Annotated in this window: 25 protein-coding genes and 1 tRNA gene; 16 read left to right on the top strand and 10 right to left on the bottom strand. The window is 62.8% G+C overall.

What is annotated here, in order from left to right; all coding sequences use genetic code 11:
- Positions 1 to 20: 20 nt before the first annotated feature.
- Complete coding sequence (locus ELY13_RS05165; protein ID WP_126172821.1) at positions 21 to 245, top strand: hypothetical protein; 225 nt, start codon at positions 21 to 23, stop codon at positions 243 to 245.
- Here the strand turns inward: ELY13_RS05165 and ELY13_RS05170 are convergent.
- Positions 246 to 335: transfer RNA gene (locus ELY13_RS05170), tRNA-Ser, on the bottom strand.
- 105 nt (positions 336 to 440) lie between these two features.
- Here ELY13_RS05170 and ELY13_RS05175 point away from each other — a divergent pair.
- The 10 genes from ELY13_RS05175 to mazG all read left to right on the top strand — a co-directional run bounded on the left by ELY13_RS05175 (position 441) and on the right by mazG (position 9470).
- Positions 441 to 1400, top strand: a complete 960-nt coding sequence (locus tag ELY13_RS05175) for a DUF8021 domain-containing protein (protein ID WP_126172822.1) — start codon at positions 441 to 443, stop codon at positions 1398 to 1400.
- A 91-nt stretch (positions 1401 to 1491) separates the two neighbouring features.
- On the top strand, positions 1492 to 2523 hold the full coding sequence (locus tag ELY13_RS05180; RefSeq protein WP_126172823.1) for a lytic murein transglycosylase: 1032 nt from the start codon (positions 1492 to 1494) through the stop codon (positions 2521 to 2523).
- A 221-nt stretch (positions 2524 to 2744) separates the two neighbouring features.
- Positions 2745 to 3797 (top strand): D-alanyl-D-alanine carboxypeptidase family protein, encoded by a 1053-nt coding sequence (locus ELY13_RS05185; protein WP_241233547.1) that lies wholly within the window; start codon positions 2745 to 2747, stop codon positions 3795 to 3797.
- Complete coding sequence (gene tmk / locus ELY13_RS05190) at positions 3794 to 4432, top strand: dTMP kinase (RefSeq protein WP_126172824.1); 639 nt, start codon at positions 3794 to 3796, stop codon at positions 4430 to 4432. Before ELY13_RS05185 ends, tmk begins: the two co-directional genes overlap by 4 nt.
- Complete coding sequence (locus tag ELY13_RS05195) at positions 4429 to 5388, top strand: DNA polymerase III subunit delta' (protein WP_126172825.1); 960 nt, start codon at positions 4429 to 4431, stop codon at positions 5386 to 5388. The genes tmk and ELY13_RS05195 overlap by 4 nt, the downstream gene beginning before the upstream one ends.
- Entirely contained in the window at positions 5381 to 6928 is a 1548-nt protein-coding gene (gene metG / locus ELY13_RS05200; protein ID WP_126172826.1) for a methionine--tRNA ligase, read from the top strand. Before ELY13_RS05195 ends, metG begins: the two co-directional genes overlap by 8 nt.
- Positions 6928 to 7704 (top strand): TatD family hydrolase, encoded by a 777-nt coding sequence (locus tag ELY13_RS05205; protein WP_126172827.1) that lies wholly within the window; start codon positions 6928 to 6930, stop codon positions 7702 to 7704. The genes metG and ELY13_RS05205 overlap by 1 nt, the downstream gene beginning before the upstream one ends.
- The gene (locus ELY13_RS05210) at positions 7701 to 8468 is read left to right on the top strand and encodes an MBL fold metallo-hydrolase (RefSeq protein WP_126172828.1); all 768 of its coding nucleotides are present in this window, start codon (positions 7701 to 7703) and stop codon (positions 8466 to 8468) included. Before ELY13_RS05205 ends, ELY13_RS05210 begins: the two co-directional genes overlap by 4 nt.
- Positions 8465 to 8635, top strand: coding sequence for a hypothetical protein (locus ELY13_RS15160; RefSeq protein WP_206435982.1), 171 nt, complete (start codon positions 8465 to 8467; stop codon positions 8633 to 8635). Before ELY13_RS05210 ends, ELY13_RS15160 begins: the two co-directional genes overlap by 4 nt.
- Before the next feature lie 79 nt (positions 8636 to 8714).
- Positions 8715 to 9470: a nucleoside triphosphate pyrophosphohydrolase gene (gene mazG, locus ELY13_RS05215; protein WP_126172829.1), complete on the top strand. Its 756-nt coding sequence runs from the start codon at positions 8715 to 8717 to the stop codon at positions 9468 to 9470.
- Between the two features lie 63 nt (positions 9471 to 9533).
- Here the strand turns inward: mazG and hflX are convergent, their stop codons facing one another.
- The 7 genes from hflX to dusB all read right to left on the bottom strand — a co-directional run bounded on the left by hflX (position 9534) and on the right by dusB (position 18692).
- Positions 9534 to 10859: a GTPase HflX gene (hflX, locus tag ELY13_RS05220; protein WP_126172830.1), complete on the bottom strand. Its 1326-nt coding sequence runs from the start codon at positions 10857 to 10859 to the stop codon at positions 9534 to 9536.
- Positions 10856 to 11422, bottom strand: a complete 567-nt coding sequence (gene hfq / locus ELY13_RS05225) for an RNA chaperone Hfq (protein WP_126172831.1) — start codon at positions 11420 to 11422, stop codon at positions 10856 to 10858. The genes hflX and hfq overlap by 4 nt, the downstream gene beginning before the upstream one ends.
- A gap of 104 nt (positions 11423 to 11526) precedes the next feature.
- Complete coding sequence (gene ntrX, locus ELY13_RS05230; protein WP_126172832.1) at positions 11527 to 12909, bottom strand: nitrogen assimilation response regulator NtrX; 1383 nt, start codon at positions 12907 to 12909, stop codon at positions 11527 to 11529.
- A 19-nt stretch (positions 12910 to 12928) separates the two neighbouring features.
- On the bottom strand, positions 12929 to 15130 hold the full coding sequence (locus ELY13_RS05235) for a sensor histidine kinase (RefSeq protein WP_126172833.1): 2202 nt from the start codon (positions 15128 to 15130) through the stop codon (positions 12929 to 12931).
- Between the two features lie 76 nt (positions 15131 to 15206).
- On the bottom strand, positions 15207 to 16616 hold the full coding sequence (locus ELY13_RS05240) for a sigma 54-interacting transcriptional regulator (RefSeq protein WP_126172834.1): 1410 nt from the start codon (positions 16614 to 16616) through the stop codon (positions 15207 to 15209).
- Positions 16617 to 16632: 16 nt separating this feature from the next.
- Complete coding sequence (locus tag ELY13_RS05245) at positions 16633 to 17679, bottom strand: two-component system sensor histidine kinase NtrB (RefSeq protein ID WP_126172835.1); 1047 nt, start codon at positions 17677 to 17679, stop codon at positions 16633 to 16635.
- On the bottom strand, positions 17676 to 18692 hold the full coding sequence (dusB, locus tag ELY13_RS05250) for a tRNA dihydrouridine synthase DusB (RefSeq protein WP_126172899.1): 1017 nt from the start codon (positions 18690 to 18692) through the stop codon (positions 17676 to 17678). The genes ELY13_RS05245 and dusB overlap by 4 nt, the downstream gene beginning before the upstream one ends.
- Positions 18693 to 18768: 76 nt before the next feature.
- Here dusB and ELY13_RS05255 point away from each other — a divergent pair, with 76 nt between their 5' ends.
- Genes ELY13_RS05255 through ELY13_RS05265 form a run of 3 tightly spaced genes read left to right on the top strand, consistent with a single transcriptional unit; the run spans position 18769 to position 20963 of the window.
- Positions 18769 to 19917, top strand: coding sequence for a bifunctional 2-C-methyl-D-erythritol 4-phosphate cytidylyltransferase/2-C-methyl-D-erythritol 2,4-cyclodiphosphate synthase (locus ELY13_RS05255; RefSeq protein WP_126172836.1), 1149 nt, complete (start codon positions 18769 to 18771; stop codon positions 19915 to 19917).
- Between the two features lie 12 nt (positions 19918 to 19929).
- Positions 19930 to 20469 (top strand): hypothetical protein, encoded by a 540-nt coding sequence (locus tag ELY13_RS05260; protein ID WP_126172837.1) that lies wholly within the window; start codon positions 19930 to 19932, stop codon positions 20467 to 20469.
- Entirely contained in the window at positions 20466 to 20963 is a 498-nt protein-coding gene (locus tag ELY13_RS05265) for a CinA family protein (protein ID WP_126172838.1), read from the top strand. The genes ELY13_RS05260 and ELY13_RS05265 overlap by 4 nt, the downstream gene beginning before the upstream one ends.
- Here the strand turns inward: ELY13_RS05265 and ELY13_RS05270 are convergent.
- Both ELY13_RS05270 and lipA read right to left on the bottom strand, forming a co-directional pair.
- Positions 20924 to 21385 carry a type II toxin-antitoxin system RatA family toxin gene (locus ELY13_RS05270; RefSeq protein ID WP_126172839.1) on the bottom strand — a complete coding sequence of 154 codons (462 nt, stop codon included), beginning with the start codon at positions 21383 to 21385 and terminating at the stop codon, positions 20924 to 20926. The two genes, ELY13_RS05265 and ELY13_RS05270, sit on opposite strands and share 40 nt — an antisense overlap.
- Positions 21385 to 22317 (bottom strand): lipoyl synthase, encoded by a 933-nt coding sequence (gene lipA, locus ELY13_RS05275; RefSeq protein WP_126172840.1) that lies wholly within the window; start codon positions 22315 to 22317, stop codon positions 21385 to 21387. The genes ELY13_RS05270 and lipA overlap by 1 nt, the downstream gene beginning before the upstream one ends.
- A 58-nt stretch (positions 22318 to 22375) precedes the next feature.
- Here lipA and ELY13_RS05280 point away from each other — a divergent pair, with 58 nt between their 5' ends.
- A complete protein-coding gene (locus ELY13_RS05280) occupies positions 22376 to 23026 on the top strand; it encodes a carbonic anhydrase (RefSeq protein ID WP_126172841.1) in 651 nt (216 codons plus the stop codon).
- Between the two features lie 80 nt (positions 23027 to 23106).
- A complete protein-coding gene (locus ELY13_RS05285) occupies positions 23107 to 23817 on the top strand; it encodes an NYN domain-containing protein (protein ID WP_126172842.1) in 711 nt (236 codons plus the stop codon).
- Positions 23818 to 23868: the final 51 nt, after the last annotated feature.

Raw genomic sequence — 23868 nt, forward strand, 5'->3', positions numbered from 1 at the left:
CTCTTCAAAGGAGAAAACGCGTGGCCAACGACAAGCCGATCGACCTCGATAGCGACAACGAAAGCGAGAACAGCGTCCTCTACAACGCGACTCGCAAGCAATCCTCCGTCAGCCCGGAAGACTATCCCAAAGCCGTCAGACAGGACCGCGCCGGCATCGCCCTGCCTGACAAGAAAATGCCAGACAAGAAAGTCGCCAAGACAAGCGGAAAGATCGATCCCGGCCCGATCCGGGATAGCAAATGATGGCGGACAGGGTGGGATTCGAACCCACGGTGGGCTTGCACCCACGGCGGTTTTCAAGACCGCTGCCTTAAACCACTCGGCCACCTGTCCGTGGCATGTCGGCTAGCGCCGAAACACAGTCTTGTCACCACGTGACTCACTCCGCTTGTCAGGATAGGAAAAGACAGGCGCCAAAGGGCGTGCAGGGGAGGGGCCATGACCATCCATCAGATGGTCTCCGGCAACCCGCAGTTATTGGAGCCGTTCAGCGGACTAGGAGAGGGTCTGAACATGACAGGGATTGTGAAAAGCGTTGCATTGGCCGTGGGGGCGCTGACTGCGCTTGGGCTTGCCAGCCCGGCGGCTGCGCAATTCAGTGGCGGCACCTGCGCTCCGGAAGCGCTGCAGGCCGTGACCGACAAGTTTTTGGAAGCCCAGCGAACCGGCGACACGACCCTTCTGCCGCTTGGCGAATGGCTCGATTACAACGAGAACAACAGGCCTGCATCGATGCTCAGCGGTATCCTGCGCAAGCCGCAGACTATCGACTGGTATCGGGTTCACTACGACACCACCGCCTGCCGCAGCTTCATTGAGATGATCGTTACCAACCCCGATCATCCGTACGTTTTGGCTACTCAACTGGATGTGCGCGGCACCAGCGTAGGCCGGATCAACACCATCATCACAGACAAGGGTGACTGGCTGTTCGATGCCGCCAAGACGCTGGAATATACCAAGGCCGAAAACTGGGAACCTATCCCGGAAGCGCAGCGCAACACGCGCAAGGAACTGATCGCAGCCGCCGACGCGTACCTGGACCTGTTCAGCGACAAGACCGTACAGGTGCCTTGGGGAACGCCCTGCGCCCGGCTGGAAGGCAGCGCCTACACCGCCAAGGGAACGGCTCAGGACTCTTGCAACGTCGGGGTACCGGAAAACGTGGAGATGGCTGATCGCTCCTACGTCGTAGATCCGGAGCTCGGAAGCGTTGGCGTTTTTCTGAAGATGGGCGAGAATGCCCGGCCGGACAGCCACTTGTTCCGGATTGAAAACGGGAAGATCCGCTATATCCACACAGTCACCAATTGCGGTGACCAGGATAACTGCGGCTTCTCGCCCTTTGCCGAGATGCTGCAGCGCAACCCAGACATTCACCCCAGGGTGGGAGGGTGAGTCGGTCAATTCCGGCGCGCTGACCCTTCCATTCGCCGCATGGGTGCGGTTGAGGGATTTTCAGCGCGTTCACGGCATGCAAGGGTGGGGAATGCGATTTCGTTTCCCTATCCTTGCCCGCCTCTTGTCTGCTGCCGTCGCTCTCTCCGTCGCGAACACGCCGGTTTCCGCGCAACGGGCACCCTTCAGCACCTATCTTGAGCAAGTCGCCGCGAAGGCCCGCAGCGAGGGTGTGAGCGAGAGTACGATCGAGCGCATGCTCTCCGGCCTGACTCCCAATGAGCGGGTCATGGCGCTCGACAGCGACAATGCTCCGTCGACGGGATCGAACCGCGGCTTCCCGCCGATGGCCCCCTATCTCGAAACGCACAACACGGCGTCCCGGATTGCGGCTGGTCGGCGCATGTACAATCAAGTTCAGCCGCTCGCCGCCGAAGTGCAGCGCCGGTACGGCGTTCCGCCGGAAGTCCTTCTGGCGATCTGGGGTCACGAGACCAACTACGGCTCCTACAAGGGCAACTTCGACCTTGCTCGCTCCCTCGCGACGCTGGCTTGGGAGGGGCGGCGCCGCGAATTGTTTGAGCGGGAGTTGATCGATCTGCTGAAAATCGCCGATCGGGGTGTCCCGCGTTCTCAACTGGTCGGCAGTTGGGCAGGCGCATTCGGCAATCCGCAGTTCCTGCCCAGCGTCTATCTGCGGCTGGCCGTGGACGGCGATGGCGACGGCGCGGCCGACATCTGGAACAGTGAGGCCGATACGCTGAACTCGATTGCGAATTATTTCCGGGATGCCGGATGGCGCCCCGGCCAGCCGTGGGCTGTGCGCGCGTATGTTCCCAACAGCGTGAACCGTGCTGCACTGGAATCCAGCGTGAACGCTCCGGTGTGCCCGCGCGTGCACGTGCGGCACAGCCGCTGGATGACCGTTCGCGAATGGAAGCAGCTTGGCGTGATCCCCCGGGCGCCCATTGCGGATGATGCCATGGTAGCGCTGTTTGAGCCGGACGGCCCGGCGGCTCCCGGATATCTGCTGACCCAGAACTACCGCGTGATCCTCGAGTACAACTGCTCGAACTACTACGCGATGAGCGTGGGACTGCTTTCGGACGAGATTGCGCGGTAAGCTGCAAGCTTTCTCGCCATCCTGCGAGGTGGAAGCTACAGTGGGGGCGAATCTGACAATGCGTATGAAGGCGCCGGAACTTGCGTTCCGGCGGTGGGGCCGGTGTGAAGAACTTCTCGCGATTTTACGTGGCCGCGGCGTTGTTGGCGGCAGCGGTTCCTGCAGGGTTGGGAGCAGCCACTCTGGGATCGCAACAGCCTCCTGTTCCCGACGATCTGCCGGTGGCGCTGCTTCGCGATCTCAGTTCCGGCCAGACCTTGTTCTCCAAGGAACCTGACCGCCGGTTCATTCCCGCCTCGGTGACAAAGGTGATGAGCGTCTACACGGCGTTCAGGTTGATGGACGAAGGAAAGATCGATCCGGCAAGGCAAGTCGTAATCACCAAGGAACTCGCAGACGCGTGGTCGGGCAAGGGTTCCAGCATGTTCCTGAAAGCGGGAGACAAGGTCAGCATGGGCCAGCTGCTGCTTGGGGTGACGACCGTTTCGGCAAATGATGGAGCCGTCGCGCTGGCGGTAAACTCCGTCGGCTCCATGGATCGCTGGCTCGATCTGATGAACGCCTACGCAGCGGACTTAGGCATGCGAGACAGCCACTTCGGGCGCCCCAATGGCTATCCCGATGGCGGCGAGACCTATACCTCCGCCAACGATCTGGCCCGATTGGCAAGAGCGCTCACGCAAGACTATCCCGGACTGTACCACCGGTACTTCGGAAACCACGGGATGACGTACAATAACATCACCCAGGCCAATCACGATCCGGTAACCGGCGTGGTGGAAGGGGCCGATGGAATGAAGACGGGCTGGACGCGGGAGGCAGGCTACACCTTCCTTGGCTCCGCTGAGCGGGGCGGCCGCCGGCTCGTGGTCGTCGTAGCAGGGGCCGACAACCATTACATCCGGGACCAGACGTCACGCGATTTGTTGCGCTGGGGGTTTGATGCCTTCGGCACGCGCGTGCTGCTTCCGAAGAACCAGAACGTGGGGCAGGCCGTGGTGCAGGAGGGCGCAAGCGAGCGGGTCGGATTGCTGGTCAAGGAAGAAGTCCGGGCGAGCGTTCCCACCGGCGCCTCGCTGGGGAATGTGACGTTGACGATGCGGTATCGCGGGCCAGTCGAAGCTCCGATCACGAAAGGTCAGGAGATTGGCACACTGCGCGTGGCCGTTGCCGGTGCGCAGCCCTACGATGTGCCGCTGCTCGCGGCGGAGAGCGTAACGGAAGCGGGGTTCTGGCAGCGTCTGCAGCGCGGAATTACCGGCCTGTTCTCGTGACGCGAGGTCGCTTTGTCGCGCTGGAAGGGGGAGAGGGAGCGGGAAAGTCCACTCAGGCCAGGATGCTTGTCCAAACGCTGTCGGACAAAGGTATGAAGGCTGTGCTGACCCGCGAGCCCGGCGGTACTCCGGGCGCGGAGGCGATACGATCGCTGCTGCTCGATCCGAATGGGGAAGGGTGGGGACCCGAAGCTGAGGCACTGCTGTTCGCCGCCGCGCGTTCCGACCACGTCGCGCGCTTGATCCAGCCGGCGCTCAGCGAAGGAAAGTGGGTGATAAGCGACCGCTTTCTCGATTCCAGCCGCGCCTACCAGGGAGGCCAGGGCGGGCTGGACGACGAAGCTGTAATGAGCCTTCACCGGATCGGATCTTCCGGGCTGCTGCCGGACATGACCGTTCTGATCGAGATCGATCCCGACGCAGCGGCCGAAAGGCTGGCGAAGCGCGATGCGGGTGCGACCGACCGGATCGGCGGCCGCGATGAGGCCTATCACCGGAAGGTGGCCGAAAACTTCCGCCGATTTGCCGCCGCCGAGCCGCATCGTTTTGTCGTCGTCTCCGGCGATGGAAGTCCGGAGAATGTCCACGATCGTATATGTCAGGCGTTGATGCCGCTGATAAGGCACGCTGCATGAGCTATAGCGGCCATGAGCAAGCGGCGCGCGAATGGCGCTCTGCGCTTTCAAGCCCGCGGATGCACCACGCGTGGTTGCTGACCGGCCGACGCGGGATTGGCAAGATGGGTTTCGCTCTGGAAGCCGCGCGCGAACTCGTCGGTATCACGAGCGAACTTCAGACCGAGAACCACCCGGACATTCTCGTCCTTTCGCACCTTCCTTCCTCCGCGGACGAGGAGAAGAAAAGGGAGCAGGGCAAGCCGTACCAGAAACGCCGGAACATCACGATCGATCAGGTCCGCGCTGTGCAGCAGCGTCTCGTAACCCGACCTACCTTGGGCAGCCATCGCGCGATCATCATCGATCCAGTCGACGATCTGGAGAGGAATGCCTCAAACGCGTTGCTGAAAAGTCTTGAAGAGCCGCCGGCCGGCACGTTCTTCCTGCTCATCTCGCACAACCCGGGCCGTTTGTTGCCGACGATCCGCTCCCGCTGCCGAACCTTGCGGTTTTCCCCGCTCGGTGCCGAACAGATCGACAGCGTTCTTCGGCAAAATGCGCCTCAGGCCGACGTTGCAAGCCGGCGCGCTGCGATCACAGCCTCTTCGGGTTCTGTCGGTGCGGCGCTGGACTTCGTCGAGCTCGATCTTGGACGTATACATCTGCTGATGGAAGAGATCGCGCGGGAAGGGGACCGGGACTTCGCGCGGCGCGGTGCTCTCGCGGATGTCATCGGCGCCCGACCGGATCGGGAGCGGCAGATGGCGGCGATGGAGCTGGCCCGTTCGGTGGTAGTCGGTACGATGGAAAGCACTCGTCACGACCGAATTCCGCTGTTGACGGAGACCTACGCTCGGATCAACCGCCTTGCCGCGCAGGCGCCTGTCTTCAATTTCGATGCCGGCCTGCTCGTGATGCAAATCGGGACCTTGCTCGCGTCACTCGCCGTGCCTAGGGAAACGCCCCATGGCTGAGCCCTTTTATCTGACGACCGCGATCCACTATCCCAACGGCAAACCCCACATCGGGCACGCCTATGAGACCATTGCTGCCGACGTGACAGCGCGCTTTCAGCGGCTTCGCGGCCGCGAAGTCCGGTTCCAGACCGGAACCGACGAGCACGGCCTGAAGATGGCGCAGAAGGCCCGCGACCTCGGGATCACTCCCCGAGAGCTGGCGGACGAAATGTCGGGCCACTTCAAAGCTTTGTTCGACATTCTGAACATTTCGTATGACCGGTTCTTCCGAACGAGCGAGGAAGCCCACCACCTCGCGAGCCAAGCCCTGTGGCAGGCGATGAAAGACAACGGCGATCTTTATCTCGATCGATACGAAGGGTGGTACTCGGTCCGGGACGAGGCCTACTATGACGAAAGCGAGCTGACCGACGGCGACGACGGCGAGAAGCTCTCTCCTCAGGGAACACCGGTCGAATGGACGGTGGAGGAAAGCTGGTTCTTCCGCCTGTCCGCTTACCAGGACAGGCTGCTCGCCCACTATTGCGAAAATCCGGATTTCATCCGACCTGACGGGCGGCGCAATGAAGTGGTGCGGTTTGTCGAAGGGGGATTACGCGATCTGTCGGTTTCCCGGACCACGCTCGACTGGGGTGTAAGAGTACCGGATTCCGAGAGCCACGTTATGTACGTCTGGGTCGATGCCTTGACGAATTACCTCACCGGTCTCGGATACCCGGAAAAGACGGAAGACTTCTCGAAGTTCTGGCCTGCAGACGTGCACCTGATCGGCAAGGACATCGTCCGCTTCCACGCGGTCTACTGGCCCGCCTTTCTCATGAGCGCGGGCATAGAGCTTCCCGAGCAGATATTCGGCCATGGCTTCCTGCTCAACCGAGGGCAGAAGGAAAGTAAGTCGCTGGGCAACGTCACCGATCCGGTCCAGCTCGCAGAGCGTTACGGCGTCGACGTACTGCGCTATTTCCTGCTGCGAGAGTTCACCTTTGGGCAGGATGGAAGCTATTCCGCCGAAGCCATCGTCAACCGGGCCAATTCGGAACTCGCCAACAGCTTCGGCAATCTTGCCCAGCGGGTGATGAGTTTCATCGCCAAGAATTGCGATGGGGTGGTTGCCGCTACAGAGCCACCGCAGGAAGCCGATGAAATCGTGCTCTGCAAGGTGCGCAAGGCGTGCGTGGAGGAACTGCCCGCTGCTTTCGAAAAGCTTGCCTTCACCGCAGGTCTTGAAGCCTGGATGCAGGCGGTATTCGCCTGCAACGCCTATGTGGACGAGCAGGCGCCATGGGCACTGCGCAAAACCGACCCGGAGCGGATGAAGCGGGTGCTCGCAACCTTGTGTAGCTGCATTCATGATCTGGCAGTTGCTGTCTCTCCAGTAATTCCGACTGCTTCCGCGCAAATCCTCGACTCTTTGTGCATTCCGGCGGACGAACGCGACTTCGGCTCGCTTGCGGAGGATCTCACCGCCGCGGCAATTCGGGTGAACAACCCGAAGCCGGTCTTTCCCCGGCTGGAATTGGCTGAGGAAGCGACTTGATGCTGATTGATAGCCACTGCCACCTTGAGTACGAAGGGTTGATCGAAGAGCAGCAAGCCGTGCTTGCTCGTGCGCGGGATGCGGGGGTGAAGGGATTCCTCAACATCTCCACCCGCCGGAGCGAGTGGGATCGGGTGATCGGCACCGCTGCCGACAATCCGGATGTTTGGGCCAGCGTCGGCATCCATCCCCATGAGGCTGACGGTCACGCGGATCTTGGCGAGGCGGCCCTGCTCAAAGCCTCGGAGCATCCCAAGGTAATCGGTATCGGTGAGACGGGGCTCGATTTCTTCTACGACAAGTCCGATCGTGAAGTGCAGAAATCGCTGTTTCGCGTGCATATTGCAGCGTCGCGGGCGACCGGGCTTCCCTTGATCATCCACACGCGTGAAGCGGAAGATGCGACGGCATCGATCTTGGAGGAAGAAATGGGGAAGGGGGCTTTTCCGGCTCTGATTCACTGCTTCACCGCTTCGGCCGCGTTCGGGCGAAAGATGCTTGAACTGGGGCTAACCGTCTCGATTTCAGGCATAGTTACCTTCAAGAACGCCAAGGAACTGCAGGAATTTACTCGAGAGATTCCGGACGATCGGCTTCTGGTGGAAACCGATAGCCCGTTCCTTGCGCCGGTGCCGTATCGCGGCAAAACGTGCGAGCCCGCCTATGTCCGGAGCACGGCTGAGTTCGTTGCGGAGCTCCGCGGACAGTCGGTCGACAGTTTGGCAGAAACGACCACGCGCAACTTCTTCACGCTGTTCGCGAAGGCGTCTGCATGAAGCTGGTCATGCTGGGGTCCGGCACATCGACTGGCGTGCCGCGGATCGACAATGACTGGGGTGAGTGCGACCCTGATGAACCGAGGAATCGCCGCTCTCGCGTCTCTATCATTGTGGAGAGCAACGGAGGCGAGCGGCTGCTGGTCGACACCTCACCCGATTTGCGGCAGCAGATGCTTTCCAACCGGATCGAGCGTCTGGATGCGGTGTTCTGGACTCACGATCACGCGGACCACTGCCACGGCATCGATGACCTGCGGGTGTTGCGTTATGGCCGAAGTGCGCCGTTGCCAGGTTTTGCAGCATCGGAGACAGTCCGCAGGCTACGGCAGCGGTTCGGCTACATCTTTTCCGGCCAGTACGGCTATCCCACCATTGTTCAGATCGACACCCTCGACCGAATGAGGATCGTTGCCGGCTTTTCGGTGCGATCCTGCCAGATGCCGCATGGGCCGATCGAGAGCACGGGGTATCGCTTCGACGCCGACGGGAAATCAATCGGGTACGCGACTGATTTCAGCGAGATCACCAACGAGATGGTCGATCTGTTTAGCGGGGTCGATCTGCTGGTCAGCGATTGTTTGCGCCGCGATCCGCATCCAAGCCATGCGCATGTCAGCATGGCGCTCGATCTGGCGATGCGCTGCCGCGTAGGCCGGACGGTTCTGACGCATCTCGACAAGAGCATGGACTACATGACGCTGTCCCGAGAAATTCCTGAAGGCACAGAAGTCGGTTTCGACGGCCTGGAGATCATCCTGTGATCGGCGGCGGGTGGGCTTCGCTGATCTGGCTTGCAGGCGCTCTGGTCCTCGGGGTGGCAGCCATGCGGCAGCAGCGTGTGAATGCGCGCAAGCTGATCATGTACGCGGTGCTGTGGACAGTGCTTTTCGCAATCGTAGCGTACGTGTTCGACCAGACGGCTCGTTGACACGTCATCGATATCGCCTGCTGGTTTAACATAATACATATTATCGTCGTTCGATGTTTTCGACCCGAGGTGAATCCTGATGTCCGACCAGCTTGACCGCCTCTTGTCGATCATGGCTCGCCTGCGCGATCCGCAGGACGGATGCGAATGGGACGTCGCGCAGACCTTTTCGACAATCGCGCCGTACACGATCGAGGAAGCCTACGAAGTTGCCGACGCGATCCAGCGCGACGACATGGCGGACTTGCGCGGCGAACTTGGCGATCTGCTCCTGCAAGTCGTGTTCCACGCCCGGATAGCCGAGGAAGCCGGGACTTTCACCTTCGAAGATGTTGCGCAAGCGATCTCCGACAAGATGTTCGCGCGGCATCCGCACGTGTTCGGAGATCAGCTCGAGGACGGCCCACCCGCTCGATGGGAGGAACTGAAAGCCGCCGAACGGGAGGAAAAAGGCCAAAGGAGCGCGATGGACGGCGTGGCCCTTGCCCTTCCGGCTCTCATGCGGGCGGAAAAGCTGCAGAAGCGCGCCGCGCGTGAGGGTTTCGACTGGCCGGACCCGAGCGGCCCTGCGGACAAGGTGCGTGAGGAGATGGAGGAACTCGCTTCTGCGTCGCGTGACAAACAAGCGGAGGAAGCGGGTGACTTGCTGTTTGCCGCAGTGAACCTGGTCCGCGCCTACGGCATCGCTCCAGAAGAGGCCCTCAGAGCGGCGAACCGCAAGTTCGAACGGCGTTACCGCGCGATGGAAGCCTTGGCCGAAGGACCGATGGCGGATCTTGCTCTGGATCAGCAGGAAGCCTTGTGGCAGCAGGTTAAACGGGATGAAGTCAGCTGAAGCTCTCGCGACCCGTTCAGACCGTCCGTCCTGAGATGTTCTGAGCCGACAAGCGCCAGAGCCTTATTCCTCCATTGCTTCAAAGCGGCCGTACTCCTTGTCCGTCAGGCGCACTTCAATGCGCCGGAGAGGACCGGTCGACCCCTCGCCTGCGTCTTCTTCCTCCAGCACTTCTCCGTGGGCGTGAAGCCAGGCAATCTTTTGGCCATCGCTCGCCGGCAGAGTGATCGTGTGCCGACGCGCGCCGGTGGTCAGTCGTTTGCTGAGATCGTTCAGCAGCCGATCCACACCAAATCCGTCCTCGGCCGAAATTGGGATCACATCGTCCTGCGCGTCCGCGGCGCCCTGCAGTTCTTCCCGGCGCTCCTCTGACAGCAAGTCCCACTTGTTCCACACTTCGACGATCGGAATAGCGCTTTCCCCGCCCTCGCCGTCGAGGATTTCCAGGTCAGTCAGCACTTCCAGCACCTGCCGCTTCTGCATGGCGGTGTCGGGGTTCGCAATGTCGCGGACGTGCACGATCACATCCGCGGCCGTGACTTCCTCAAGCGTGGCGCGAAACGCCGCGACCAGCTGCGTCGGAAGATCGGAGATGAATCCGACGGTGTCCGACAGGATTGCCTTCTCGACTCCAGGCAGGCGGATGGCGCGCATGGTCGGATCCAGCGTGGCGAACAGCATGTCTTCGGCCATCACTTCCGCGCCGGTCAGGCGGTTGAACAACGTGGACTTCCCGGCGTTGGTATAGCCGACCAGCGCGATGACCGGCCATGGCGCCCTTCCCCGCCGGTCCCGGTGCAGCGCACGCGTTCGGCGGACTTGCTCCAGTTCCCGCCGCAACTTGGCCATGCGGCCCCGGATCAGGCGCCGGTCAGCCTCGATCTGCGTTTCGCCCGGACCACCGAGGAATCCGAAGCCGCCGCGCTGCCGCTCGAGGTGAGTCCAGCTCCGCACGAGGCGACTGGCCTGGTAATCGAGATGCGCCAGCTCCACTTGCAGGCGCCCTTCGGCGGTGGCGGCGCGCTCTCCGAAAATCTCCAGGATCAGGCCTGTGCGGTCGATCACCTTGCGCTTCAGCTTGTCTTCGAGATTGCGCTGCTGAATGGCAGACAGCGATCCATCGACGATTACCAGCTCGGCCTCGCCCTGTTCGCAAGCCGTTGCTATCCGCTCGATCTGCCCTTCGCCGAACAAGGTGGCGGGGCGTACGTCGCGGATGGGCACGATGAACGCGTCGGCGACGACTATCCCGATCGCCAGCGCCAATCCCTTCGCCTCTTCCAGACGGACTTCCGGATCTTCCGCGGAGCCACGGCGTCCGCGGATATCCGGGCAAACCACCAAGGCCCGCGCGCCGCGGGCGACTTCCTCTTCCGGTTCCGCGCTCAGCGCCCGTCCTCCCCATCGTCATCCGCATCGGTCATCAGATCCACCGCCGACGCCGGCTGAATGGTGGAAACTGCGTGCTTGTACGCGAGCTGCACGTATCCTTCCCTTTCGAGCAGGGTGCAGAACAAGTCATAGGCAGCAATGCGCCCCTGCAGCATGACCCCGTTCACCAGGAACATGGTCACCTGCACTCCGGCATCGCGGACCCGGGACAGGAACACGTCTTGCAGCAGCCGCGGCTTCTTTGCTTCCCCGCCGCCGCCGAAGATCTGTGCATCGACCGGGTGGCCGGGCATGATCGTGGAAATGGCGTGCTTGTAGACCAATTGCGACTGACCATCGCGGCGCAGCAGGATCGAGAAGTTGTCGAACCAGGTTACGATGCCCTGTAGCTTCACGCCTTTTACCAGGAACATCGTGACCGGGATTTTCTCCCGGCGAAGATAGTTGAGAAACTGGTCCTGGAGGTTCGCCGCTTTCTGGCCCCCTGCGGTCGCAGCTGCAGGTGCCGGGGTAGGAGCCGGAGCGGGTCGGGGACGGGCGGTCAGCTTTTCCTTGGTCATTTCCTGACTTTCATTTCTTGGCGGCCGCGTTTGCGGTCCGCGGTGTGGCTCCAGTCACCTCTTCCAACTCCCAGGGGTATTCCGCCTGTTTCCGGGCCGCGTGTCTAGCCTTTTCCGTTGTCTTCCCGCTCTCCCATACCCAAAAGCTTGAGCTTCCGATGCAAGGCGGACCGTTCCATTCCGATGAACCCCGCAGTCTTCGAGATGTTTCCCGAAAAACGGCGAATCTGGATGCGCAGGTATTCCCGTTCGAAGCTCTCGCGCGCTTCGCGTAGCGGGACGCCCAGCAGCGACGAGATTCCCGCTCCGTTTTCCGATGAGCCTCCGGTGACTTCCTCCGGCAGCATGTCCGGTTCAATCCTGTCCATCCGGTCTCGCGGAGCAAGGATGACGGTCCGTTCCACGACATTGCGCAACTGGCGCACGTTGCCGGGCCAGTCGTAGGCCTGCATTGCGGTTATCGCCTCCGACGTGATGTCCGGCGCCGGCAGCCCTTGTTCGCGTGCGAACCGGGTGAAGAAGTGGTCCGCCAGAGCCGGTATATCGTCACGCCGGTCAGACAAGGAAGGTACGGCGACCGGCACGACGTTGAGCCGGTAGAACAAGTCTTCCCGGAAGCGCTTTTCCTCGATTTCCCGCTGAAGATCCCGGGAACTGGAGGAAACTACCCGCACATCCGCCCCGATCTGCCGGTTGCCCCCTGCCCGCACGAAGCTCTGGTCCGTCAGCACGCGCAGGATCCGGGCCTGAGTGCTGGCAGGCATGTCGGCGACTTCGTCGAAATAGAGCGTCCCGCCATCTGCCATTTCCAGCAGTCCCGGGCGGACCAGCTTGCCCTCGGCTTCCTCGCCGAACAATTCCGCCTCGAACCGCTCGGGCGTGATCCGGGCGGAATTGACCGTGACAAAGGCCTTGTCGGCACGCGGGCTCCAGGAATGCAGCAGCCGGGCGGCGACTTCCTTGCCCGCCCCGGCCGGCCCGGTAATCAGCACTCGGCTACCGGTGTTGGCGACACGTTTCAACGTGGCGCGGACTTGGTTGATTACGGGCGAATTGCCGGTGAAGCCTTCGTACCGGGAAAACCCTTCGCGCAGCCGCGCGTTTTCCCGCCTGAGGCGTTCGGTCTCGGTCGCCCGCTCAACCAGCAGGAGCAGCCTTTCGGCCTCGAACGGCTTCTCGATGAAGTCCATCGCGCCCCGGCTTACGGCAGAGACCGCCGTATCGATGTTTCCGTGGCCGGAGAAGATGATGACCGGAAGCTGCGGCTCGCGCAGCTTGATGGCATCAAGCACCTCGAGCCCGTCCATCGGGCTGCCATGCAGCCACACATCCAGCAGCACCAGACTGGGCCGGCGTTCATCGATCGCCGCCAGCGCCGAGGTGCTATCGCCTGCCGTGCGACACTCATACCCCTCATCCGACAGGACGCCGGCCACCAGTTCGCGAATATCCTGCTCGTCGTCCACCACCAGGATGTCGAGCGCCATTATCGTTTCCTCTCACTGTTCATTCGGCCGCTTCGCTTCCTGCACTCTCCGCCAGCGGGTGGAGTGCAAAGCGCAGTGTCACGCGCGTTCCGCCACCGGGAGCGGGTGCAAAGCCCATATCTCCCGAATGCTCCTCGACAATCTTGTTCACGATCGCGAGGCCGAGCCCGGTGCCCTTTTCCCGCGTCGTGAAGTAGGGTTCCAGGATCCGCTCCCCGCCCTTTGGCAAGCCGATGCCGTTGTCGGACACGGTCACCGTCAAATACTGGTCATCGGCTGCGACTTCCACTGCGATCGCTCCGCGATAGTCCGCTTCCTGCTGGCGCGCGCGCGCTTCGACCGCTTCGCTGGCGTTCTTCAGCACGTTGGTCATCGCCTGGCCGAACTGATGCCGGTCGCATTCCACTTGAGGAATGTCGCCATGCGCAGTGAACCGGAAATCGATCCCGGACCGGGCCACTTCCTGAAGGAACAGGGCCTGGCGGACGAGGTCGACGGGATTTTCATGCCGGAACACCGGCTTCGGCAGCCGAGCGAAGGAGGAAAACTCATCCACCATCTTCCTCAGGCCTCCAACCTGGCGAATGATCGTGCTGGTCAGTTCCTCAAACAGTTCGCCGTCCGTCTGGATCTGCTTACGGTAGCGGCGGTTAAGCCGTTCGGTCGCGAGCTGGATCGGGGTTAGCGGATTCTTGATCTCGTGCGCGATCCTGCGCGCGACATCGGACCACGCGGCGCGCCGCTGATCCAGCAATTGCCGGGTAATGTCCTCGAAAGTGATCACACAGCCTTCCGTGGCGGGGGACAGCTTGACCGCCAGCGTCAGCAATTCGCCAGACCGGTCATACTGGACAAGGCCGGTGCCCTTCCCGCTTTTCAGAAGGACATCGATTTCCGGTGCTATATCCTCCAGCTTCATGCCCACCGACGCAGGGCCAGTGCTGCCGAGGAGCAGTTCCTGGGCCGAGCTGTTCATCAGCAGGATAAGCCCGCTCCGATCAATTGAGACAATCCCCGCCGTGATCGACTCGAGCACCGCCTCGATGAAGGCTCTCCGCTCATCCAGCTGACGGTTGGCGCCGACCAGCGCGGTGTTCTGCTGCTGGATCTGCGATGTCATCCGGTTGAAAGCGCGGTTGAGCAGCCCGATTTCGTCCGGCCCGGTGCGTCCCTCTACCCGGACGGCGTAGTTGCCGCCGCCTACCTCGCGGGCCACGCCGACAAGCTGCGTCAGCGGCCGCACCTGACGGTCAGCGAAGCGCAGGGCAAACCACACCGACAGCCACACAAGGGCAAGGGACACAGCGAACAGCGCCAGATTGAACCGCAACTGCAGGGTCCGCGTGCTGGCGGTAAGAGCCTCATAGGCCTGTAGCACGCTTTGGGCGCGCTTCCACTGGCTCAGCGCCCGGACATCGGAATCGCGCGCGTTGTAAAGATACAGCCCGGCTTCCCGGTCGATCGGAGTAACGGCTTCGATCCGGTCCTGACTTGCCTTGACCACAACCGGCTCACCGGCCTTGAGCGAGGCTATGATCTCGGGTGAAACGCGTTGGGGATCGGAGTTCTCGTCCGGATCGACGATGCCGACGATGCGCAGTTCGCCCGAAGGCTCCTGCTGCAAAATCGCGCTTTTACTCAGCTTGCGGTAAAGCACATGAAGGGAGTAGTCCTCCGCGAAGTCCGGGCTCGTGATTGGCTCCCGCTGGAGGTAGAATCGCAAGTCGCTGGCCATCGCCACGGTTTCGTTGCCGACATCCCGCTGGTTCTGGTCATAGTAGCCGCGCGCCAGATGATTGGCGTTTTCCACGATCCCGCGAGAGGAATCGGAAAACCAGAACTCCACGCCGGACTGGAACATGATGCTGGCGAACAAGGCGACCAGCAAGGTCGGGATCGCGGCCACCAGCGAGAAGAAGAACACCAGACGTACGTGCAGCCGGGCCGTCTTGTCGCCGGCCTTGCGGATTGCGAGCCGTCGGCCTCGCAGCACCAGAAGCGCCATCGCGGGGATCAGCGTGCCGATCAGCAGCGCCGCTGCCTGGCCGGACGGCATCAGCCCCGTGCGCGGCGATTCCGAAAGCGCAAGATAGGACGCCCCGGCCATCGTCAGCAGGCCGACACCGGCAAGGATCTCAAGCCAAGCGTACAGGTTTATCCGGCGCGCGGCCACCAGGGCATGGCGCCGCCAGCGCGGTGTGCGCCTTACCGGTCCGATCATTTCGGCAGCTGGCACGGGGTTGCCCATCGTTGCGGAGTTACAACGGGCCTGTTGCCCATTTGCAAGCTGTTTGTGATCAGGGCCGGCGGGAATTTCGGTCCGGGTCAATCGCAAGGTCGGACAACCGCTTTCTCAGGGTATTGCGGTTGATCCCAAGTACCTGAGCCGCCTTCAGTTGATTGCCGCCGGTTTCTTCCAGCACTCGCTCGAACAACGGACGTTCGAAGGCCGCGAGTGCAGAGTGGTACAGCGTCCCCGGCGCAGGAGCCGCCTCGGCCAGCCAGCGGTCGAGTGCACCGGCGATACTCCCTTGTACCGGTGCAGGCGAAGCGTCGGGGATTTCTTCCAGCAACGCAGAAATCGCTGCGGCGTCGACTGTCTCCTCCCTGGCGAGCAGAGCCAGCCGGTAGGCGAAGTTGCGCAGCTCGCGTACATTGCCGCGCCACGGCAGGGAGCGCAGCAGCTCGCCGCCTTCCGCCGCCAGCCGCCGCGACGGCAGCCCTTCTTCGGCAGCCTGATGCAGGAAGTGGTGAGTCAGCGGCTCGATGTCGTCCAGCCGATCCCGCAGCGGTGGCAGGTGTATCGGCACTACGTTGAGGCGGTAGAACAAGTCCTCCCGAAATCGCCCGTCGGCGATCATCGGGGCGAGATCGCGATTAGTCGCAGCGATGACTCGAATGTCGATCGCGATTTCATCGCGCGCCCCCACCCGCCGAATTCGACTGGACTGAAGTGCACGCAGCAGCCGGGTCTGTGCTTCGGCCGGCATGTCGCCGATCTCGTCGAGAAACAACGTTCCGCCGTTCGCCTGCTCGAACTTGCCGATGCTGCGAGTAACCGCCCCGGTGAAGGCGCCCTTCTCGTGCCCGAACAACTCGCTTTCGATCAGCTCCCGCGGGATCGCTGCGGTGTTTACAGCGACGAACGGGCCATCCTTGCGGTGCCCCAGCTGGTGGATCGCTTCGGCCACGAGTTCCTTGCCCGTCCCGGATTCGCCGAGGATGAGTACGCTCAGGTCATTGCGCAGCACCCGAGTGATCATCCGGTAGACATCCTGCATCGCCGGGCTGCGGCCGATCAGCGGCAGGGTTTCGGGTTGCGGGTCGGATGCCGTTGTGGCGTTTTTCCGCTCCGACGCCTGCAGGGCGGCACGAACAAGCTCGTCCAGGTCGAACGGCTTGGGAAAGTATTCGAACGCACCCGTGTCGCTGGCGCGAACTGCCGTGTCGAGCGTGTTCTGCGCCGAGAGAATTATGATGGGCAGATCGGGGCACGCGCTGCGGACATCCGGCAGGGTGGCGATACCGTCACCGTCTTCCAGCATCACGTCCGTCAGCATCACGTCGTAGCGATGGCGAGCCAGCAGCCCATCCCGCAGGCGGATTGCCCCACAGCAATCGACTTCGAAGCCTTCGGCCCGAAGCGCTGCGGTGATGATCCTGGCGATGGCGGGGTCGTCTTCTACCAGCAAGGCACGCCTGGTCATTCGGAGGGTCCTCGTCTCATTGGGCCGTCGGCAGGTGCACGCGGAAGTGCGTCTGCCCCTTTCCTTCGTCCCGGTCGTGGCTGACGCGCCCGCTCATGTCCCGCACGAGCTTGTTCACCAGCGCCAGGCCCAGGCCCTGCCCATTCTGCTTGCTGGAGACGAACGGTTCGAAGATGTGACCGCGCAAGGCGGCATCGATCCCGGGGCCATTGTCGCTCACCTGGATTTCAATCGGCAATTGCACCGGCTGTCCCAGCCGGATCAAGTTCACCACCAGGCCGCTGACGAACCGGGTTCGGATGACGATTTCCGGATTGCGCACGCCCCGGCAGGCGTCCCGCGCGTTGACCAGCAGATTGACCATCACCTGGACCAGCGCCCCTTCGTTGGCGAGGACTCGCGGAAGCGACGGATCAAACTCCTCCCGCACCGGGACGGACCCATCGGCGGCCCGCAAAGTGGCGCAGGCTCGCCGGATCGCTTCATGCAGGTTCACCGGCCCAACCGGTTCTGGCTGTTCGCGCCCCAAGCGCTGCATCCGGTCGATCAGCTGCGCGATCCGATCCACTTCGTCCACCACGATGCTGGTCAGCGCACGGTCGCTCTCCTCTAGATTGCGGGCGAGCAACTGGGCGGCCCCACGGATGGCCGACAGCGGATTCTTGATCTCGTGCGCCAGAACGGCAGGGCCGCGCAGGGCCCCCTGCGCCTTGCCTTCCATCAAGTCCCCCTGCCCCGCATCCGACAGCGTCACGATACGCCACCCGGCGGAGTGAGGCAGGGGCGACATCGTCAGGTTGACCTCGAGCACCCGCTCGCCGACGCGGATCTCGAGCGAGCGAGCCGCGATCTGTGCGTCCCCTTCCTCCAGCTTTTCGCGCACGCGTTGCTCTCCGGGCTCGAACACGGCGAACAAGGATTGCCCGATGAGACGGCGCGCGCTGATGCCGAGCAGGTTCTCGGCCGCGGGATTGACTTCGCGGATCACCAGGTCAGGCGAAAGCAGGATCAGCGCGAAAGTCAGCCCGGCGATCTGCTCTCGCGCATCGGGGGCCTGGATCACGCGGCCTGACGCTGGAGAAAAGGCTCATAGAACCGTTCCAGTTCGCCAAGCACTTGATCGGCATCGTCAATGAAGTTCACGTAGTTTCTGAACTCAGCCGACCCATGGAGGCCCTTGGTGTACCAGCCGAGGTGCTTGCGGGCGATGCGGACTCCGGCTTCTTTGCCATAATGGTTGAGCATCGATCGGTAATGCTCTGTGAGTACGGCATATTGTTCTGCATACCCCGGCGCGGGCAACCGTTCGCCAGTCTTCCACCAGTGCATGACCTGCCCCAGTAGCCAGGGTTTGCCATACGCGCCGCGCCCGATCATCACGCCGTCGGCGCCGCTCTGCTCCAGCGCGTCGGCTGCGTCGTCGATCCCGCAGATGTCGCCGTTGACGATCACCGGGATAGACACGGCGTCCTTCACTTTGCGGATGAACGCCCAGTCGGCGCTGCCCTTGTACATCTGGTTGCGCGTGCGGCCGTGGACGGTGATCATCTTCACCCCCAGATCTTCCGCGATGCGCGCCAGTTCGGGCGCGTTGAGGCTGGCATGATCCCACCCCATCCGCATCTTGACCGTGACGGGAACGGAGACAGCTTTCACCGTGGCCTCCATCAGCCGGATCGCAAGCGGCACCTCCCGCATCAAGGCTGATCCGGCGAAGCCGTTCACCACCTTGCGCACCGGGCAGCCGAAATTGATATCAATGATCGCGGCGCCGCGATCCTCATTGAGCCGAGCGGCTTCCGCCATGGAAGAAGGATCGCACCCGACGAGCTGCATCGAGACGGGTTCCTCGATCGCGTCCCAAGCAGTCTTCTGCAGCGACTGACGGGTTTCGCGGATCATCGCTTCGCTCGCGATCATCTCCGTCACGTTGAGACCTGAGCCGTACCGGCGCACGAGCGTACGAAACGGCAAGTCGGTCACGCCGGTCATGGGGGCGAGCACGACAGGGCAATCGATCCGGATTGGGCCGACGTCGATCGGCTTCAGCGCCGGCGGAGGTGGAAGCGGGGTCATCTGTGTCATGTGCCTAAAATATGGGCAGGCGCATAGAAGATTGCGAGGGGTGCCGCAAGCCGCTAGCGGGCCCGCCATGGCCCCTTCCCCAACGCAGCCGGTATGCTTTGCCGCCGTGATCGTCGCCGCCGGCAAGGGGCTGCGAGCCGGTCAGCCCATCCCGAAACAGTTCGCCTTGTGGCGCGGCAAGCCAGTAGTGCGGCATTCCGCTGAATCGCTCCACTTGGCCGGAGCCAATCCGATCATTGTCGCCATTCCCGAAGGCGCAGAGCAAGTGGCAGCCGAGGCGCTGGCGGGGATCCCGGTGCGCCTCGTAATTGGCGGCGCCACGCGGCAGGAGTCCGTCTGCCGGGCGCTTGAAAACCTGAGTGCAGACGCGCCGCACCATGTCCTTATCCACGATGCCGCGCGTCCCAAGTTGCCGCTGGCGGTGACCGGACGCCTGCTGGACGCGCTCAGCGAACATCCAGGGGCCATTCCCGTTTTACCTGTGGTCGATAGTCTTGCCCGATTTCAGGATGGCTTGATGGCTGGAACCGCCGCGCGTGAGGAACTGCGCCGGGTGCAGACCCCGCAGGCATTCCGCTTCCAGGACATACTTGCCGCCCATCGCGGTTGGCGCAGCGACCGGGACGCGGGCGACGACGCGCAAGTGCTCGCCGCGGCGGGGCAGACGGTGGCGCTGATTGAGGGAGACGAACGGCTGCGCAAGTTGACCTATGCCGAGGACTTTATGGCGGCAGCACCCGAAGCCCGCACCGGGATCGGCTTCGATGTCCACCGCCTGGTGGACGGGGAGGAACTGTGGCTGGCGGGGCTGCTGATCCCGCACGCCAAGGGACTTTCCGGTCACAGCGACGCCGATGTGGCGCTGCACGCGGTGGTGGACGCCTTGCTGGGGGCGGCGGCGCTGGGCGATATCGGCCAGCATTTCCCGCCCAGCGATCCGCGATGGAAGGGCGCGCGCTCCGACCAGTTCGTCGAACATGCCGTCAGGCTGCTTGACGAGGCCGGCTATCGGGTCGGCAACGTCGATCTGACGATTATCTGCGAAGCGCCCAAGATCGGTCCTCACCGCGATGCGATGCGGACGAAACTTGCCGCTCTCCTGCGCGTTGAGGCGAAACAGGTAAGTGTGAAGGCGACCACCACCGAACGGCTTGGATTCACCGGCCGCGGCGAAGGGATCGCCGCACAGGCGATCGCGACAGTGCTGCGCGGCTGAGACGAGGAACGGATGAAAGCGAAGATTCTGGCAGCGGCGGGTGCTGCGGCCCTGACGGTCCAGCCGCAAATAGCAGCGGCGCAAGCTTGCCTTTCACAGCCGGAAATCGCAGCGATCACTGTCTACGCGGTTCCGCCGGTGCTCGCGGGAGTGCAGGCGAAGTGCGGCGCGGAACTGCGGCCCGACGGCTTTCTTGCTCAGGAGGGGCCGGGTCTTTCCTCCCGCTATGCCGCACTGGCACCGCAGAACTGGCAGGTCGCCCGCAGCGCGCTGATGAAAATCGCGGAGAGCGCGCCGTCGCAAACAGCTGAGCAGCGCCAAATCTTTTCAACCTTGCGCCAGTTGCCCGACCAGGCGGTCCGCCCCGTGCTCGACGCATTGATCGTGCAGAAGCTCACGGAAGCCATCCAGCTTTCCAGCTGCGCCCAGATCGAGCGCGGGATATCTCTGCTCGCCCCCCTCGACCCGGCCCAGACAGGAGCGATAACGGCGTTCGTCCTTTCGCTCGTAAAGCCGGATGAGTTCCCGATCTGCGATCCTGCCCAGCCGTGACCGCTTCGCTTCTCCCGCCCGAAATTTACGACCTCGCGTGCAGGGTAGTGACGGAGAACGCGGCTGCAGGGCGAACGATTGCACTTGCGGAAAGCTGCACCGGAGGACTGGTCGCCGCGGCCATCACTGAAGTGCCGGGTTCTTCCGCCGTGCTCGACCGATCGTTTGTCACCTATTCCAATGAGGCCAAGCAGCAGATGCTCGGCGTGGCCGAGGACCTGATCGCCACCTTCGGCGCGGTTTCCATCGCTTGCGTCTACGCGATGGCGACCGGCGCGCTCGAGCACAGCAATGCGGACATCGCGATTGCCATCAGCGGCATCGCCGGCCCCGGGGGCGGGACCGATCAGAAGCCGGTCGGAACCGTGGTGTTCGCCCGCGCGGTCCGCGGCCAGGAAGACCCGGAAGCGGAATCGAAAGCCTTCGACGCGACTGACCGCGCCGAGGTGCGCCGTCAGGCGACGCTTTGCGCGCTGGAGCTTTTGTTGCCGTAAAGTTCGTCCGCGCGTGTCTCGAACGCGTTGACCATCTTGCGGAATGCCCGGTCGAAGTACTGGCCGGCAATCATCTCGAACATCTTGTTCTTGAACGCGAAATCTACGTTGAAGTCGATTTCGCAGCCACCATCCTCCAGCGGTCGGAAAACCCAGTGGTTATCCAGGTCCCGCAGCGGTCCGTCCACGTACTGAACACGGATCGAGTGCGGACGGTCCTTTTCCACTCGCGACGTGAATTTTTCACGCAGTGCCTTGAAGCCGACCAGCATGTCGGCAACCATCGCATTCTCCCCATCAGATCGAACGCGGGTGGCGATGACCCACGGAAGGAATTCCGGGTACCGATCCACGTCCGCGACGAGATCGAACATCTGCTCCGCACTGTAGGGGAGACGGCGAGTTTCCTGAATTCCGGGCATCAGCTCTTCCCCTTCAGCTTGTTCAGCCTGGCTTCGCGAGCAGAGCGCATTTGGGCAAAATCCTCCCCCGCATGATAGCTGGAGCGAGTGAGCGGGCTGGAGGCGACCTGCAGGAACCCCTTGGCCCGGGCGACCGCGCCATAGGCCTCGAACGTCTTGGGAGGTACGAATTCCTCGACCTTGGCGTGCTTAGGTGTGGGCTGGAGGTACTGGCCCATGGTCAGGAAGTCGACATCGGCGGAGCGCATGTCGTCCATCACCTGGTGCACTTCCAGACGCGCCTCACCCAGGCCGAGCATCACGCCCGACTTGGTGAAGATCAGCGGATCATGCGCTTTCACTTCCTCCAGCAGGCGGAGGGAAGCGTAGTAGCGGGCACCCGGGCGGATCGTCGGGTAAAGCCGCGGCACGGTTTCAAGGTTGTGGTTGTAGACGTCCGGCCGTGCGGCGCAGATCGCTTCCACCGCTGCACGCATCTTCCCGCGGAAATCGGGCGTCAGGATCTCGATCGTAGTCGCGGGGGTTTCGCGCCGCAACGCCTCTATCACGCGGACGAACTGCCCTGCCCCGCCATCGGGCAGATCGTCCCGATCGACTGAGGTCACCACGATGTGTTCCAGCCCCAGCCGGGCCGCGGCGGCAGCGACGTGTTCCGGTTCAAGCGGATCGACCGCGCCGGGCATCCCGGTTTTGACGTTGCAGAATGCGCAGGCCCGGGTGCAGGTATCGCCCAGGATCATCACCGTGGCGTGCTTCTTGGTCCAGCACTCCCCGATGTTGGGGCAGGCGGCTTCCTCGCACACCGTGTTGAGATTCAACTCGCGCATCAAGGCGCGCGTTTCGTGATAGCCTTTGCTCACCGGGGCCTTCACCCGGATCCAGTCGGGTTTACGCCGGGGCTCGGGCCGCGGGGCTGCAGACATGTCGTTCATCACCGCCCACTTAGGCAAGGCCCTTGCCAGAGGCAATCCTGCTCGGCATCATATGGGCATGAGCATAACCCCAAGTCTAGAACTCGCCGGCCTTGTTGAAGGCTACCGCCGCTTTCGCGAAAGCGCATGGAATCCCCGCCAGGAACGCTGGGCCGCGTTGGGCGAAGGACAAGAGCCCCGCGTGATGGTGATCGCCTGTTCCGACAGCCGGGTCGACCCTGCGCAGATTTTCGACGTCGATCCCGGCGACATCTTTGTTGTCCGCAACGTTGCGGCCATGGTGCCGCCGTTCGAAACGACGCCCGGCCACCACGGCGTTTCGGCCGCGCTGGAATTCGCCGTACAGGCACTGAAGGTGCGGGAAATCGTGGTCATGGGTCACGGAAAGTGCGGCGGGTGCAAGGCCGCGCTCACGCAGGAGCTTCATGGCACCGAACCGGGCCGTGGCGGCTTCATTGTCGACTGGATCGGCCTGCTGGATGGGGCGCGTGAGTCGGTGGTGCGGGAATACGGCACCGAAGGGCGCGATGCGGAACGCGCAATGGAGCAAGCCGGGGTCAAGGCCAGCCTGGCGAACCTGCGCACCTTCCCTTGCGTGCATGAGCTGGAAAGCCGGGGCAAGCTGAAGCTGCGGGGGGCTTTCTTCGCAATTTCGGACGGCGTTCTGCACCTGCTGGACGAAGACACCGGGGAATACTCCCCGGCCTGACGCATCGAAGAGGCTGCCTTCGGGCAGCCTCTTGCCCGCGCGTCCCTTGCCACTTCGGGACCACGGGCTATGGAGCCGCGATGCCTGAAGCTCCTCTCAAGAACATCGCCCTGCTGATCGATGCAGACAACGCCAGCCACCACGGGATAGACCCGGTTCTGACTGTGCTGGCTGAGCTTGGCCAGGTGAACATCCGCCGCGCTTACGGCAACTGGGCCAAGCCCGCGCTCGCCAACTGGAACAAGGTCAGCCATCGGTTCGGCTTGCAGCCGATCCAGCAGTTCGACCTCACCCGAGGCAAGAACGCCACTGACATGGCCATGACGATCGATGCGATCGACCTGCTTTATGACGGCAAGGTCGACGGGTTCGGTATCATGAGCTCGGACAGTGACTTCACTCCGCTTGTCACCCGCCTTCGGCAGGACGGGCTGATCGTCTACGGCTTCGGCAGCGAAAAGGCGCCCGAGCCGTTTCGTACCGCCTGCACCCGCTACATCGACGTCGACCAGCTGATCCGCACGTCGTCGGCCGAGGAAGGCAAAGGCGGTGATCAGACGTTCGATCAGGATCTGATCGATCTGCTCGGCGGCGCATGGAAAGCCGCGAGCCGCGACGACGAGGGATTCGCCCGGTTGCACGAAGTCGGTCAGATCGCTGGCAACCGCTCCAGCTTCGATGTCCGAAATCACGGCTACAAGCGCTTGTCCGATCTGGTTCGCGCCGCGAGCGAGAACTTCAAGCTGGAGCGGCGCCAGGACGGTCAGCTTTACGTCAAGCGCACCCGTTAGCCCGTCCGGCACCACTCGGCCGCTTCTTCGTTGTTGTTCTCTTACAGGCGG

Source organism: Altericroceibacterium xinjiangense, from assembly GCF_003958635.1.
GTDB classification, from domain to species: Bacteria; Pseudomonadota; Alphaproteobacteria; order Sphingomonadales; family Sphingomonadaceae; genus Altericroceibacterium_A; species Altericroceibacterium_A xinjiangense.

Excerpts from the sequence above, each read along its gene's own strand:
- ELY13_RS05175 (WP_126172822.1), top strand. The coding sequence starts at position 441 with ATGACCATCCATCAGATGGTCTCCGGCAACCCGCAGTTATTGGAGCCG.
- ELY13_RS05180 (WP_126172823.1), top strand. The coding sequence starts at position 1,492 with ATGCGATTTCGTTTCCCTATCCTTGCCCGCCTCTTGTCTGCTGCCGTC.
- ELY13_RS05195 (WP_126172825.1), top strand. The coding sequence starts at position 4,429 with ATGAGCTATAGCGGCCATGAGCAAGCGGCGCGCGAATGGCGCTCTGCG.
- metG (WP_126172826.1), top strand. The coding sequence starts at position 5,381 with ATGGCTGAGCCCTTTTATCTGACGACCGCGATCCACTATCCCAACGGC.
- ELY13_RS05205 (WP_126172827.1), top strand. The coding sequence starts at position 6,928 with ATGCTGATTGATAGCCACTGCCACCTTGAGTACGAAGGGTTGATCGAA.
- ELY13_RS05210 (WP_126172828.1), top strand. The coding sequence starts at position 7,701 with ATGAAGCTGGTCATGCTGGGGTCCGGCACATCGACTGGCGTGCCGCGG.
- mazG (WP_126172829.1), top strand. The coding sequence starts at position 8,715 with ATGTCCGACCAGCTTGACCGCCTCTTGTCGATCATGGCTCGCCTGCGC.
- hfq (WP_126172831.1), bottom strand. The coding sequence starts at position 11,422 with ATGACCAAGGAAAAGCTGACCGCCCGTCCCCGACCCGCTCCGGCTCCT.
- ntrX (WP_126172832.1), bottom strand. The coding sequence starts at position 12,909 with ATGGCGCTCGACATCCTGGTGGTGGACGACGAGCAGGATATTCGCGAA.
- ELY13_RS05235 (WP_126172833.1), bottom strand. The coding sequence starts at position 15,130 with ATGATCGGACCGGTAAGGCGCACACCGCGCTGGCGGCGCCATGCCCTG.
- ELY13_RS05240 (WP_126172834.1), bottom strand. The coding sequence starts at position 16,616 with ATGACCAGGCGTGCCTTGCTGGTAGAAGACGACCCCGCCATCGCCAGG.
- dusB (WP_126172899.1), bottom strand. The coding sequence starts at position 18,692 with ATGACCCCGCTTCCACCTCCGCCGGCGCTGAAGCCGATCGACGTCGGC.
- ELY13_RS05255 (WP_126172836.1), top strand. The coding sequence starts at position 18,769 with ATGGCCCCTTCCCCAACGCAGCCGGTATGCTTTGCCGCCGTGATCGTC.
- ELY13_RS05260 (WP_126172837.1), top strand. The coding sequence starts at position 19,930 with ATGAAAGCGAAGATTCTGGCAGCGGCGGGTGCTGCGGCCCTGACGGTC.
- ELY13_RS05270 (WP_126172839.1), bottom strand. The coding sequence starts at position 21,385 with ATGCCCGGAATTCAGGAAACTCGCCGTCTCCCCTACAGTGCGGAGCAG.
- lipA (WP_126172840.1), bottom strand. The coding sequence starts at position 22,317 with ATGAACGACATGTCTGCAGCCCCGCGGCCCGAGCCCCGGCGTAAACCC.
- ELY13_RS05280 (WP_126172841.1), top strand. The coding sequence starts at position 22,376 with ATGAGCATAACCCCAAGTCTAGAACTCGCCGGCCTTGTTGAAGGCTAC.
- ELY13_RS05285 (WP_126172842.1), top strand. The coding sequence starts at position 23,107 with ATGCCTGAAGCTCCTCTCAAGAACATCGCCCTGCTGATCGATGCAGAC.